Source organism: Pseudomonas sp. R5-89-07 (assembly GCF_003851685.1).
Taxonomy (GTDB): domain Bacteria; phylum Pseudomonadota; class Gammaproteobacteria; order Pseudomonadales; family Pseudomonadaceae; genus Aquipseudomonas.
In genome coordinates, this window is sequence record NZ_CP027727.1 from 2,882,653 (window position 1) to 2,896,341 (window position 13,689).

10 protein-coding genes are annotated in these 13,689 nt (G+C 55.1%); 7 read left to right on the forward strand and 3 right to left on the reverse strand.

Annotated features, from left to right (window positions below; translation table 11 throughout):
* Positions 1-89: 89 nt before the first annotated feature.
* The 3 genes from C4J94_RS13115 to C4J94_RS13125 all read right to left on the reverse strand — a co-directional run bounded on the left by C4J94_RS13115 (position 90) and on the right by C4J94_RS13125 (position 3,968).
* On the reverse strand, positions 90-1,325 hold the full coding sequence (locus C4J94_RS13115; protein WP_124386556.1) for an aromatic ring-hydroxylating dioxygenase subunit alpha: 1,236 nt from the start codon (positions 1,323-1,325) through the stop codon (positions 90-92).
* Positions 1,326-1,518: 193 nt separating this feature from the next.
* Positions 1,519-2,880, reverse strand: a complete 1,362-nt coding sequence (locus tag C4J94_RS13120; RefSeq protein ID WP_124386557.1) for an MmgE/PrpD family protein — start codon at positions 2,878-2,880, stop codon at positions 1,519-1,521.
* 131 nt (positions 2,881-3,011) lie between these two features.
* The gene (locus C4J94_RS13125) at positions 3,012-3,968 is read right to left on the reverse strand and encodes a LysR substrate-binding domain-containing protein (protein WP_124386558.1); all 957 of its coding nucleotides are present in this window, start codon (positions 3,966-3,968) and stop codon (positions 3,012-3,014) included.
* Positions 3,969-4,333: 365 nt separating this feature from the next.
* Between C4J94_RS13125 and C4J94_RS13130 the strand changes: the two genes are divergently transcribed.
* From C4J94_RS13130 to C4J94_RS13160, 7 genes are all read left to right on the forward strand, one after another.
* Positions 4,334-5,368: a glycine betaine/L-proline ABC transporter ATP-binding protein gene (locus C4J94_RS13130; RefSeq protein ID WP_124386559.1), complete on the forward strand. Its 1,035-nt coding sequence runs from the start codon at positions 4,334-4,336 to the stop codon at positions 5,366-5,368.
* Between the two features lie 46 nt (positions 5,369-5,414).
* Positions 5,415-6,368, forward strand: a complete 954-nt coding sequence (gene proW / locus C4J94_RS13135) for a glycine betaine/L-proline ABC transporter permease ProW (protein ID WP_027616458.1) — start codon at positions 5,415-5,417, stop codon at positions 6,366-6,368.
* Between the two features lie 41 nt (positions 6,369-6,409).
* Positions 6,410-7,435 (forward strand): glycine betaine/L-proline ABC transporter substrate-binding protein ProX, encoded by a 1,026-nt coding sequence (gene proX / locus C4J94_RS13140; protein WP_164485576.1) that lies wholly within the window; start codon positions 6,410-6,412, stop codon positions 7,433-7,435.
* A 98-nt stretch (positions 7,436-7,533) separates the two neighbouring features.
* Positions 7,534-8,604 (forward strand): GlxA family transcriptional regulator, encoded by a 1,071-nt coding sequence (locus C4J94_RS13145; protein WP_124386560.1) that lies wholly within the window; start codon positions 7,534-7,536, stop codon positions 8,602-8,604.
* Positions 8,605-8,706: 102 nt separating this feature from the next.
* Positions 8,707-10,026: an FAD-binding oxidoreductase gene (locus C4J94_RS13150; RefSeq protein ID WP_124386561.1), complete on the forward strand. Its 1,320-nt coding sequence runs from the start codon at positions 8,707-8,709 to the stop codon at positions 10,024-10,026.
* 160 nt (positions 10,027-10,186) lie between these two features.
* Positions 10,187-11,089 carry a dihydrodipicolinate synthase family protein gene (locus C4J94_RS13155; protein WP_027616461.1) on the forward strand — a complete coding sequence of 301 codons (903 nt, stop codon included), beginning with the start codon at positions 10,187-10,189 and terminating at the stop codon, positions 11,087-11,089.
* Position 11,090: 1 nt separating this feature from the next.
* A complete protein-coding gene (locus C4J94_RS13160) occupies positions 11,091-12,581 on the forward strand; it encodes an aldehyde dehydrogenase (RefSeq protein ID WP_124386562.1) in 1,491 nt (496 codons plus the stop codon).
* Positions 12,582-13,689: the final 1,108 nt, after the last annotated feature.

Below are 13,689 nucleotides of genomic sequence, written 5' to 3' on the forward strand. Positions count from 1 at the left end.
AGGCCTGGAAGGAGGAAGGGGCAAGTTGCTAAGGCGTAAGGCTTTCAATGCACGACTGTATTGAAAGCCTTACCCATCAGGCATCGTTCTTATCCGACAGACTTCAAGGGGATAGGCCCCTTGATCCTTTCCATCATGGTGGCGCAATACCAATCATCGAATTGGCAGACACCGGTCTCTGCGGTCTCGGAATACGGGCCTGGCTCATAAGAGGGTGAAGTCACACCACGCTGCGTGCCTTCTACCAGAGTGCGGTCCTGATCGTTGGTCGCGATCCATACCTTTGTCAGCCGATCAATGTCGTAGTCCACGCCTTCTACGGCAGTTTTGAGCACCAACCACTTGGTGGTCACCAAGGTTTGCGTCGCGCTGATGGGGAGCACGCGGAAGCTCAGAGCGTGGTCCCCCAGGAAGTGGTTCCACGTCGACGGATAGTTGAAGTACAGCAGTGCGCCGATATCCGCTTCGCCGGTGGTATCCAGGCGGCTGGTCACCGCGGGCTTGCCGTCCATGGTGTAGCTCACCGCGCCGTTGGACAATGGGATGCGGGTCATGCGGAACTGGCCTTTGATGTCCATCACCAAGCGGCTCGGCAAGCCGGCTTTTTCGCATTTGTTCCAGTAAGCGGAAAGCTCGGGGTCGTCGTCGCCGCTGGTGCCGCCCACGGAAAGGTTGTCCACGAACGATTGCAGCAGCTCGGGGTGAGATCCGTCGCAGTGGTAGCACTCACGGTTATTTTCGAAGACCAGTTTCCAATTGCCTTTCTCGACGATATTGGACTCAAAGGCCACTTTGCAGTCATCGAGGTTATGCGGGGCGACAAAGGGGGTCACGGCGGTACGGAAGTGTTCGAAATCCGGTGCTTTGCTCGCGACACACACATAAATAAAGGTGTTCACGATTTCGCAGTGAACGCTTTTGAGGTTGTATTCGGATTTGTCGAAATCCTGCCCCATGTTCCCGGCGAATAGCAGGTTGCCGTCCAGCTCGTAGGTCCACTTGTGGTAAGGGCACACCATTTTGGCGACTTTGCCATGGTCGGCTTCACAAATCTTGGCGCCACGGTGGCGGCAAGCATTGTGAAATGCTCGCACCTGGCCGTCCTTGCCGCGTACCACGGCCACCGGGTAGTCACCCACTTGCAGCGTGAAGTACTGACCGGGCTTTTCCAGTTCAAACGTGTGTCCGGCGAAGATCCAGTCTTTGTGCCAAATTTGCTCAAGGTCCTGGCGATAGACGCCTTCGCTGCTATAGAGCTTTCCCGGGAGTGAGTGCCATGGTTTACGTTGGGCAATCAGGTCAAACACGGTTTCTTTATTATCCATCTTATCCTCCCAGGATAAATAACGTGAGCGCTCACCTTTAACGGTGACTTTTATAGTGCTCTAAAAGTTCGGCATCGGTTGGCTGCTTAATCGCGGTGCAATAACTTCATGGCCTTTTTAGATAGATGACAGCCTAGGGGGCTGTCGCGACGCCCGCAAACGACATTTCGTAGGGGCAATCAATAATTCCAGGTTATCGATCAGCCGCTTCCTCGGAATGCGTAACGCTTGAAAATATAGGCTCCAGCGTCGTAATGGCTGAGTGAGCCTGACCCAATGAATGAATCGCGTGCTTCACGGCAAGGCTTCGTTCAACTCCGAGATTGCTACTGAACAGGTCGAATTTTCCATCCAGCTCAGCGGCCGTCATCGCGGTGTGCGGATCACCTTTTGCCGCTGTCACAGGGCTGACGAAGATCGTACCGTCTTTAAAGGTAAGGGTAAGTCTGGAAAGAATTTCATCCGGGAAACGCGCGGAAATATCCGCCGCTTCGACAATCTCGATGCGTGAACTCAGCGAGAGAATATCGGGTGCGTTGATTGAGCCCCCCGTGATTTCATCAGGCCCCAGCTTGCCTCGCACAATCAGCGCTGCCAGCGGAAACGCCAACGCGTATTGGGCTTCATCTGCGTTACTTGGGGTATGGCCCTGCAGGCACATCGATTCGAAGAACGTTTCCACGCGAATTGTTTCAAGGGTGCTCGCGCTCACTTCGGGATGCTGGCGCTGTAATTCAAGCATTGCCGTCAAGGCGGGTTGTGCCCATCGGCATACGGGCCATGGTTTGAAGTACTGGCTATCGATTTCCCAGCGGTTTCCTATATCCGCCCAGTGCGGCGCGACACTTGGGTCTTCCACGATCTCCGCGGGGGCACCGGTCATGCCTGCCTGCGCCATCAACAGTGCATTCAAGCCAACGTAAGCGCCTGCTCCATGTGCATCGCGCAACATGGTCGGTGCCAGCACCACACGCATCATTGGGCAGCGTGCGCTGAAATACTCGGCAATGCCCAATGCGTGCCGAAAGGTCGGCTCATCGAACTCAAGCAATCGTGCTCCAGCACACACTACCCCCATGGCGGAAAAACCACCAGAAGCGTGGTAGGTGGGTGAGGTTGTCATCAATGCAGTGCCAGCGCGCAGCGCGGTTTCATAGCCAATGCACAGCACCGAAAGAAGTTCGTGCCCGCTGATCTCCTGGCCGTTGTGGTGCAATGCGTCGGCCAGGGCCAGCAACGCCGGAACCACCGTTGCGCCGGCGTGCCCTTTGGATTTGAAGTGCCCTTCGTGAGCGTCCAGGCTGTCTGCGGAAAATCCGCCAGCCCAGGCGGCTCCAAGCATACTGACGCGCTGGCCATCGAACATCAGCCGACTGGTGTACACACCACCGGGGTAGTGGAGGCGTGCATAGCTGCGCATTATCTCGCTGGTGTCATTGGATGCCGCACCGGCCATCACACCAACGATATCCAACAGGCTGTTTCTGAGTATCGCTTGCGTGTGGGCGGGTGCTTGTTGGAGATCGAAATCGCGACAAAATTCGAACAGTGACATCCCGGGCATTCCTTACGAAAATCATTATGGTGTCGCTGCACGATGATCCAGCGAGGGCTCACCGTTCCAGCAACATTTTCGTAGGGCAATCGATAACAAAAATGACGACTCTGCTTCTAAGGCATGCGGCGTCAGCGGGGGAACTTGGCCAGGAGCCACTCGCGAAACCGGCGCAGCTCATCTTCGTTCTCGGCGTTTTCTCGACAGCTTAAGTAGTGCGAACTGTTGCGCAGCTGAACTTGCTGCTGGATCGGCCGCACCAACACCCCACGCTCTACCAGCCGGGTAACCAGGTGGTTCCAACCCAGGGCGATACCTTGGTGGGTCAGCACCATGCTGATCAGCAAGTTGTAGTCGTTGGCATTGAAAATCTGGGCGCTGTCTTGCGGGCGATCATCAATGTCAATCGACTGAAAGGCAAACCAGACACCCCAGTCAACGTGCTCGGCTACCTGGGATCGTCCGTAGGGGCTCAGGTTCAGCAGGGCTGAGTCTCTCAGGCCTTCGATCGTCGAGATTTCCGGGTGTTGCTCCAAAAATTGCGGGCTGCACACGGGATAGATCACGTCATGGCACAACGGGTAGCTTTTATAGTCGTCCCGGACACGGGCCATTTTGGTAATGTAGACGTCCGGCTGTACCCCGGGCTCCATGGTCAGGAAGTTCTGCGTCGTGACCAGGTTCAACTCAATGCCGGGGTTTTGTCTGATGAATTCGGGCAGGTGGTCTGACAGCCATAAGGCGGAAAAGGCGGGAGAGCAGCAGACGGTCAGCATTTTTTTGGAGGACTGGCTGCTGCGGATTCGCTCGGCTGCCTGGGCGATGTTTACAAATGACAGCTGCGCGGCATCAAAGAACACCGCCCCGGCAGAAGTCAGTTCGACAGCACGCCCTACGCGGTTGAAAAGCTGCGCACCCAAGTACTCCTCCAGCTCGCGAATCTGCCGGCTGATAGCCGCCTGCGAAACACAAAGCGCCTCGGCGCCGAGGGTGAAGCTCTCGTACTTGGCAGCCGCTACAAACGCTTTCACGGCCCTCAACGACGGCATTTTCAGCAGAATGCTGTCAGGGTCGACATGCTTTGACATCCTTACGTTCTCCTCATGCAGCCGCTCCCCAGCGAAGCGACGCGAGAGTAACTGAAGCCAGGCGGTAAAAACGGTGTGCAGGTCGTTTTTGAGACATTACGGGTCGTTCCTGTGTACCGCAGCAAGAAAACTGTCCGCTTGAGGCGATCTATAACCCGACGTTATCCAATTGTCCCTGTAAATGTAGTTGGAATTGACGGTGGGTTACTACTAAATTTGAAACATCCCTCTTTCCTAGGGGCCAAAAAATAATAAAAGGAAACCCGTCGTGAAACTCTCTATTCATTCCCGCTGCCGTTTAAAACTATTTTCGATCGTTTGCGCATCGCTTAAAGCGAATAGTGCTGAACACGAAGGGGCAAGGTATGACTAATTCCGACGAAATCATTTCCGTCAAAAATGTCTATAAGGTATTCGGCACTCAACCGGACCTTGCAATGAAGTTGCTGGCTGATGGGGCTTCTAAAGAAGAGGTCTTTAAAAAAACCGGGCAAGCTATTGGCGTCTTTGATGCGAACTTCTCCGTCCGCCGCGGCGAGATCTTTGTCATCATGGGGCTGTCGGGCTCCGGCAAGTCAACCATGGTCCGCTTGTTCAACCGCTTGATTGAACCCACCAGTGGCTCGATCTTTCTGAATGGTAAGGAAATCACCGGTCTGGCGGATAAAGACCTTCTGCAAGTGCGCAGGAAAGACATGGGCATGGTCTTTCAATCCTTTGCGTTGATGCCGCACATGAGCGTCATCGACAACGTCAGCTTTGGTTTGGAGATCAGCGGCGTCGCCGAGAAAGAACGCTACTGCCGCGCCATGGGCGCGCTGGCGCAGGTTGGGCTTGCTGGTCAGGAGTTCAGCTTTCCCCATCAACTCTCCGGCGGCATGCAACAGCGCGTCGGCCTCGCCCGAGCCCTGGCCAATGACCCGGCGATCCTGTTGATGGACGAGGCGTTTTCGGCCCTCGACCCGATGATTCGTAGCGAGATGCAGGGCGAATTGATTAAGCTTCAGGCCGAGCAGAACCGCACCATCATCTTCATTTCCCATGACATTGAAGAGGCCGTACGGATCGGCCACCGCATCGCAATCATGGAAGGCGGTCGGGTGGTGCAAATTGGTACACCGCGTGAGTTACTGTGCAACCCCATCAATAAATACGTGCGCGATTTCTTTAATGGATTCGACACCAGTCGAATCCTGAAAGCGGGCGATATCGCTCAACAGGACACCAGCATCACCTATGAGCCTGGTCGTCACACCCCCCTAAAAGCAGAAGCTTCGCTCAGAGAGATTCTGCATATCGTCGCGGCCTGCGCAACGCCTATGCCGGTGGTGGATGAAGTTGGCCTGTATAAGGGCACGATTTCTCAAGGCCATCTTCTGAGCTGCCTGAATAATAGTTAATTTGAATAATCAGAGCAGTCTCAAGTTCTGAGGGCGAGGAAGTATCATGTCGGACTTTAATTATTTGGACCCGTTCCAAAGTTTCACTGTTCCATTGGGCGCTTGGGTTGAAGCGACGCTGACTTATCTGGTACATAACTTTCGGGAAGTCTTTCGCTCGATTCGATGGCCGGTTGACCAAGTGCTTGATGGTGTTCAGTGGGGCCTGCTTTCCGTGCCCCCCACAGTATTCATTCTTATCGCCGGATTGATCAGTTGGCAGATCGGCGGTAAACGAATCGCAATTTTCAGTATCGCTACATTGACCGGACTAGGCTTGATCGGTGTATGGGCCGATGCCATGGTGACTCTCGCTTTGGTCCTGACTTCATTACTCTTCTGTGCGGTTATTGGCATTCCCCTGGGCATCCTCTGTGCCCGCAGCGACCGAATGGAAGTGATCGTGCGTCCGGTGTTGGACGCGATGCAGACATTGCCCGCTTTCGTTTACCTGGTGCCTGTGGTGATGTTGTTTGGCATCGGTAACGTTCCAGGCGTCATCGTGACGATTATTTTCTCGGTTGCGCCCTTGGTGCGCCTGACCAACTTGGGCATTCGCCAGGTACCCGCCGATAAGGTCGAAGCCGCACGTGCGTTTGGCTGCACCGCCACCCAGATGCTGTTGAAGGTCCAACTGCCCCTTGCGGCGCCGACCATGATGGCCGGATTGAACCAGACACTTATGCTTTCACTTTCGATGGTCGTCGTTGCTTCGATGATATCCGTTGGCGGGCTTGGGCTGATGGTATTGAGCGGCATCGGCCGCCTGGACATGGGGCTGGCCAGCGTCGGCGGTGCCGGCCTGGTACTCCTGGCTGTCTTCCTCGATCGTTTGACCCAAGCGATGGGTGAGCGCAGCAGTGATCTGGCAACCGGCCAGCGTTGGTACGAAACCGGGCCGGTTGGCCTAGTGATGAAATTCAAGAAGAAAAAGAACGTAGCACACCCAGTGACTAACTAAGCACACCTGCTCACCTACTATAAATTCAAGCGTGGTGAAATATGAAACTTGCAAATCTCAAGCAAACCGTCGTCGCGACGCTGATGGCGTCCATGTTGGGTGCAACTGCATGTTCGGCAGCGTACGCCGCTGATGCAAACAAACCGGGTGACGGTGTTTCCATCACGCCCATTTTCCCGACTATCGCTGAAGAGCGTTTTCGCGGTGAGGTGGCGATTGCAGGCTTGAAAGACCTTGGCTATGACGTGAAGGCCCCAAAGGAAGTTGATTATCCCGCGATGTTCCTGGCGCTCTCCTATGGCGATGCGGATTTCACCGTGCATGAATGGGAGAACCTGCACGCTGCCTTTTATAAGAAAGGCGGCGGCGACGACACCATGGTGAAAGTTGGTCAGGTCATGAAGGGCGTGCTGCAGGGCTACATGATCGACAAGAAAACAGCCGACGCGTACAACATCAAGGATCTCTCGGATTTGAAGAGGCCGGAGATCGCCAAGCTGTTCGACGCCAATGGCGATGGCAAGGCAGACATGACAGGCTGCAACCCCGGTTGGGGCTGCGAAGTGATGGTTGAATACCACATGAAAGCCTATGGCCTGAGCCCAACCGTCGTGGACAACCGGGGTTCTTACTTCGCGCTGATGGCAGACACTATCGCCAGGTTCCAGCAGGGCAAACCCGTGTTGTATTTCACCTGGGTGCCGCAATGGATCTCCAGCGTGCTGGTGGAAGGGCGCGACGTCGTATGGCTGCCGGTTCCGTTCACCTCGTTGCCTGATGGCCAAGACAGTAAAGACACCTTTTATCAGGGCAAAAATCTCGGTTTCCCGGTGGATACCGTTAACGCTGTGATGAACAAAGAGTTTGCCGAGAAGAACCCGGTGGCTCGCAAGTTTCTGTCGGAAGTCAGTATCACCACGGACGACGAAAGTGCCCAGAACCTGCGCATGCAAAAGGGTGAGAAATCACTCGCTGACATCAAGCGCCATGCGGCCGAATGGATCAAGGCTCACCAGGCGCAATACGATGGTTGGTTGAGTGACGCGCGCGCCGCAGCCAAGCAATAGAAAACAGCAAGGAAAGTGCTGCCAGCTCGACTGAGCTGGCCGTACGCGGGACCGGCTGCGTTTGTTTTACGTAATAAAGTGATCAGGTGGCGAAGATAATGGATACCTTCCAAAGCTCGTTGAAGTTCCAGAATATTGGATTTCGGCAAACTACCGACTCGGTCGGTCATGAAAAAGTCGTACGGGTGGCATTCATTTTGCTCGAACACTTTTCATTAACCGCACTCTCAACAGCGATGGACGCGCTGGCGACCGGCAATCTGATCAACAGTAATACCGTCTACAAAGTATCGACGTATTCGCTCTTGGGCGGACTGGTTGAAAGTGATATCGGCATACCGTTGTCGTCGGAACGTTTGAACGTTGAAAAAATCAATCACGATGCACTTGTGGTCATCGGTGGCCAGCGGGTAAGGCTGTCCAGCAACCCCACCATTCGCCGCGCATTGAAAAAGGCGGCAGGGGGAAGGGGCATCGTCGCTGGTGTATGGAATGCTGCGTTTTACCTGGCCGATGCGGGCTTGCTCGATGACCAGGATTGCGCCTGTCATGCCGATAGTTGTGCGTTGATAAACGAGTATTACCCCCAAGTGAAAACGGGGGAGTCCGAATACACCTTTACCCAGCGGCGCGCGACGTGCGCCGGTGCTTCATCCGCGCTGGATATGATCCTGGCAATCATGCAGGACCTCAGCTCACAGCGCGATGCTGATCTGGTGGACGAAATCAAACGTGTACATCAACCCAAAAAGCCTCAATTCAATACTGTAACCCTAGGTGCTGTCAGCCTGGTTAAACCGGTACCTCGCCCTCTGAACGTTGCGGTCTCCCTGATGGAAAACCACATTGAAGAACCCATGGAAATCGATGAGATCGCCAGCCATGTGGGGGTTTCGCGTAGACAGCTTGAGCGCAGATTTGCGCGCTATTTAAACGCGGCGCCCAACCGCTACTACCTGGAACTGCGACTTACCCGCGCCCGCCAACTGATTATTCAAAGTAATCGCTCGTTGACGGACGTGGCACTCGCTACCGGTTTTGTCAGCTATCCGCACTTTTATAAGCGCTTCAAGGATTTGTTCGGCCTGCCGCCCATGACGTTCCGGGATAACTACTATTCCAGCGACTTTAGCAATTCGGAACGCTATGCAATTGCGGCAGGTTTTTGAAACGCGTTTTGCCGCTGTGTCGTCGGTTAGTTACTCAGTTTATTTCGTCCTGCGCATTGTGTTGTGTTGGACCCGGTAATGCATTCAACTTAACGGCCTACTATTATGAAAGTTACCTCGTTACCCGCCGACGATAATAGCTGTGGCTGGTTTCATTTAAGCCGCCCGCGTAAGCCTAATCCCGCCCACCAGGGGCACAGTATTGCCCGTTGGGTGATTGTTGGTGCGGGCTTTACCGGGTTGGCGGCAGCACGGCAACTGGCGTTGAGTTTTCCGAATGACGAGATCGTGCTGGTTGAGGCTCAGGAGGTCGGCCTGGGGCCATCCGGCAGGAATGCCGGGTTCGCTATCGATCTGCCCCATGATATTGGGGCAGAGGATTACATCGGTGACATCACCCTCGCCAGGACCAGCCTGAAGCTCAATCTGGCGGGGCAATCCATTCTGCGCGACTTGGTCGATCAACATGGCATCGACTGTCAGATGAAGGCCTGCGGCAAGTATCAGGCGGCCGTGGAGGACCGCGGCATCGCGGTACTCGAAGCTTATCGGCGTGGGCTGGATAAGTTGGATCAGCCTTATCAGATGATTGAGCAAGATGAGCTGCCTCATCACCTGGGTACGCACTTCTACCGCAAAGCTTTATATACGCCAGGTGCCGTTCTGCTTCAGCCATCGGCACTGGTCAAGGGGCTCGCTGACCATCTGCCAGCCAACGTCACGTTGTATGAGCGTACGCCGATTCTCGAAGTTGAGTACGGTGCGAAAACCGTACTGAAACATGCCAATGGAAGTATCACCGCCGACAAGCTGATCCTCGCGAACAACTCATTTGGCATGCGCTTTGGTTTCCTCAAGGGCCGGATGCTGCCCATCTATACCTACGGCAGTATTACGCGGCAGTTGACGCCAGAGGAGCAGACACAACTCGGTGGAAAACCGTATTGGGGCGCGATCCCAGCTGATCCATTCGGGACCACCGTCAGGCGTACACCGGATAACCGCTTACTGATCAGAAACAGTTTTAGCTTTAATCCCGACGGCCGCAGCGACAGTCGATATAACGAGCGATTCATACGCCGACATAAAGCCTCGTTTGATAAACGCTTTCCCATGTTGCCCAACGTCAATTTTGAATACACCTGGGGCGGTGCATTGGCCATGACTCGAAACCACAACGGTTTCTTTGGTGAGTTGGCCCCCAACGTTTATGGGGCATTGGGTTGCAATGGCCTAGGTGTGACCCGCGGCACAGTGACAGGGCAACTGCTTGCAGAGTGGCTCGCGGGCCAACGTGATGAACGGATCGACTTTCTATTGAACGCACCCGGGCCGAACAGTAATCCGCCGCAGCCGTTTCTCTCGTTGGGTGTCAACGCAAATCTTAAATGGGGGCAGTACCGCGCCGGTCGAGAAAGCTGAGGTCACTTTAGCTGGCTATTGCAAGCATTAAGGATAAGTACAAGAAATGAATATTGTCTTGGGTGCTGGCGCCTGAAACGCGGTCACTCAACCTGCAACAAGCCGCCTCGTTGAATTAGCAACCCCTGGATCAACCCTTGGAATTACTGGAGAAAACAGCATGAACTTTGACGGCATTTTTACCCCCGCGATAACTCCGCTCTCTTCGGATGGTCAAGTTGATTACTCGGCCTTTGATGAAGTGCTTGAATACCTGGTCGAGTCCAAGGTTCACGGCATCATTATCGGCGGCTCCACGGGCGAGTATTACGCTCATACGCCTGCTGAGCGTCTGGCGGTGGCTGAACGGGCGAAGAGTGTCCTGCAAGGTCGTCTGCCGCTGGTTGTCGGCACCGGCGGGATCAGAACCGAGGATTCGGTGTATTTCGCTGAGCAAGCGAAAGCGATCAAGGCAGATGCGATCCTGGTGGGTTCGCCGCCTTATGCCTTGCCCACCCAAAAAGAAATCGCCGCCCATGTGCTGGCGGTAGACAAGGCAGCAGGCCTGCCCATCATGCTCTACAACTACCCGGCGCGTATGGGGGTGGCGATGGGGGATGAGTTCTTCGAAGCGATTGCGCAGTGCAAGAACATTGAAGCAATCAAAGAAAGCTCCGGGGAAATGAATCGCCTGCATCGCCTGGCCTGCGCCCATCCTTCGATCCAGATCTCGTGCGGTTGGGATGATCAAGCCCTGGAGTTCTTCGCCTGGGGCGCTCGCAGCTGGGTATGCGCCGGCTCCAATTTCATTCCTCGCGAACACGTTGCGCTGTATGAGGCCTGCGTGATTGAAAAGGACTTCGACAAAGGCCGCCGCATCATGTCGGCCCTGCTGCCGTTGATGGACTTTCTTGAAGGCGGCAAGTTTGTGCAATCGATCAAGCATGGCAGTGAGCTGATTGGCTTGCGTGCCGGTGGTGTCCGCGCGCCATTGCAAGCGTTGGAAGAATCCGAGAAGCAGGCGCTGAAGGCGGTGATCCAAACGCTTAAACAAAACGTTGCGCACATTGTGGGAGGTGCTTGAAATGGCCGATTTGCTGAGTAAAGAAGCCTACCGCGAACTGGCCGGCAAGCTTGAGTTTCGCACTCAGGCGTTCATTGACGGCCAGTTTCGCAGCGCGAAATCAGGCCGTACGTTCACCACCACCAACCCGGCCACCGGTGACGTACTGGCCGAGATTTCGGCCTGTGATGCCGAGGACGTAGACGTGGCGGTGGCGGCTGCCAAGGCCGCGTTTGAGGATGCACGCTGGCAGGGTCTTTCACCTGCTGTACGTAAAAGCGTGCTGCTGCGTTTTGCCCAGTTGTTGGAAGACAACTCGCACGAACTGGCGGTACTTGAAAGCCTGGACAGCGGCAAACCCATCCGCGAGTGCCAGAACGTTGATGTACCAGAGACAATCCACACGCTGCGTTGGCACGCCGAACTGATCGACAAAATCTACGACGCTACCGCGCCGGTGGGTTCGGGCGCTGTGACTATGGTGGTACGCGAGCCCATCGGCGTAGTGGGCCTGGTGCTGCCGTGGAATTTTCCGCTGCTGATGCTCGCCTGGAAAATCGGTCCGTCGTTGGCCGCAGGTTGCTCGATCGTGGTCAAGCCAGCAAAGGAAACCTCGCTGAGCGCGCTGCGTGTCGCTGAGCTGGCGTATCAGGCCGGTGTTCCCGCCGGCGTGTTCAATGTGGTGCCTGGTGGCGGCAAGGAGGCAGGTGAACCGTTGGGCCGGCATGGTGACGTGGCCATGGTCAGCTTTACCGGCTCGACCGATACGGGCCGGATTTTCCTCAAGTACTCCAGTGAATCCAACCTCAAGCGCATCGTGCTGGAATGTGGCGGCAAAAACCCAGCGGTGGTGATGAATGATGCCGAGGATATTGACCAAGTCGCGCTGCATGTGGTGAACGGTGCCTTTTGGAACATGGGCGAAAACTGCTCGGCGTCTTCGCGCCTGCTCGTTCATACCGATATCAAGGAAGCGTTGCTTGAGCGTATTCAGGTGCACCTCAAAGACTGGAAAATGGGCGACCCACTTGACCCGGACAACCGCTTGGGTTCAATGGTCAGCAAAGCGCATTTTGAGAAAGTGCGGTCCTACATCGAGCATGCCAAGGACGAAAAGCTGACTGTTCTGGCGGGCGGCAATACTGTTGACAATATCTTCGTAGAACCGACCATCCTGGACGGAGTAGGGCGTAGCAGTCGCCTGTTCCAAGAGGAAATTTTCGGCCCTGTGCTAAGTGTCACCACCTTCAATACCCTTGATGAAGCCATCAAACTGGCCAACGATACGGCCTATGGTTTGGCAGCGTCGGCGTATACCGGCAACCTGCGTAATGCGCTGAAGCTCTCACGCGGCATCCGCGCCGGCATTGTGACCGTCAACTGTTTTGGAGAGGGGGATGCGTCTACACCCTTCGGTGGTTACAAGGAGTCGGGGTTCGGTGGGCGGGACAAATCCATCTGGGCGCATGACCAATACACCGAGATAAAAACCATCTGGATCGACGCCTCCTGAGTGCTGCAGAGGGCGTGACGGCCTTATCGCCCCAGTCGCGGGGACTGGGGCAATTTCGGGGCTGTAAAGGGGTGGGGCGAGCTGGGATATCCATCGCCGCCGGTCAGTTGAAAGACAGGTGGTCATCCAATCTCATCATGGCGCCAGAGTCAGCTCAATGGGGCAGGCAATACGCCGCGACTTTCTGAATGGGCATCAGGCTGGGGGCATCCTTTTCAAACCATTCCAAGCATGCCCTCAGATGTGCCCCCAATGTAACAATCCACCGGACGTGAATGGAGCTTCATGGTTTGTGGAAAGGCAGAAATGATCAGATGAACAGCCTGCCATACGACGCCTAGAGACTCTCAGGGTCGCCAAAAAACATTTTGACAGGGCTCTAGGACGGTAGTTAAGGCCTGAAAAAAACGAATTGTGCCCCCAGTTTTGCCCCCAATCGCACTGGGTGTGCGAACGATCGCGAATGGCGATTTCTGACGCGGACCTGGGTGGCCGTGGCTGGTATTCAGTGCCCCTCCGTATACTGGATGAGCAACCCATATCTGGCAAATCTGTGGTCGTTCGGAAGAGGATATGGGATATGAGTTGATATCCCTATGCGGACTTGTGGGGTCTATCTCTTAGCGCCTATCCAGAAATTGAATCGAGATGCTTGTGTTGCTGTGTGATGTTGCGAGGGCACTGGTTGATAGGGCATCGATCCGCGTGTCCGTCATCGGCCGTTGGAGTGTAATGTCAGGTGCCTTGGTGCGTGCCTGACGCGCTTAAGCTAGCCCGTGCGAAGATTAAGAGTGGGCTGAAGCCCTCTCAGGATCTCGTGGACCGATACGCCGGCCGCTTTCTTTGCAACCGTCCTTGCAGCTTTTCCATAGAAGACTTGCTCAATATGGTTTCTTAATCTCTTTAGACTTTCCTAGAGATACCCAAGGGATATCTTCAGTACACGGCCTTCCGCCTCCGCGTCCAGCCCGTGCGACTTGCTGACGAAAGTCTCCTGGCCTGTTTCCATGCTATCGACTCGCTGTCGCCTCCAGCCGCGCCGGTGAATACGCAACTTCCTGCAAGACTGGCGGGGCAAGCTGGTCTGCGATGATTTTGGTGGTTGCAA

Bases quoted from the DNA above. Each gene is read 5' to 3' on its own strand.
- C4J94_RS13115 (WP_124386556.1), bottom strand. From the start codon at position 1,325: ATGGATAATAAAGAAACCGTGTTTGACCTGATTGCCCAACGTAAACCA.
- C4J94_RS13120 (WP_124386557.1), bottom strand. From the start codon at position 2,880: ATGTCACTGTTCGAATTTTGTCGCGATTTCGATCTCCAACAAGCACCC.
- C4J94_RS13125 (WP_124386558.1), bottom strand. From the start codon at position 3,968: ATGTCAAAGCATGTCGACCCTGACAGCATTCTGCTGAAAATGCCGTCG.
- C4J94_RS13130 (WP_124386559.1), top strand. From the start codon at position 4,334: ATGACTAATTCCGACGAAATCATTTCCGTCAAAAATGTCTATAAGGTA.
- proW (WP_027616458.1), top strand. From the start codon at position 5,415: ATGTCGGACTTTAATTATTTGGACCCGTTCCAAAGTTTCACTGTTCCA.
- proX (WP_164485576.1), top strand. From the start codon at position 6,410: ATGAAACTTGCAAATCTCAAGCAAACCGTCGTCGCGACGCTGATGGCG.
- C4J94_RS13145 (WP_124386560.1), top strand. From the start codon at position 7,534: ATGGATACCTTCCAAAGCTCGTTGAAGTTCCAGAATATTGGATTTCGG.
- C4J94_RS13155 (WP_027616461.1), top strand. From the start codon at position 10,187: ATGAACTTTGACGGCATTTTTACCCCCGCGATAACTCCGCTCTCTTCG.
- C4J94_RS13160 (WP_124386562.1), top strand. From the start codon at position 11,091: ATGGCCGATTTGCTGAGTAAAGAAGCCTACCGCGAACTGGCCGGCAAG.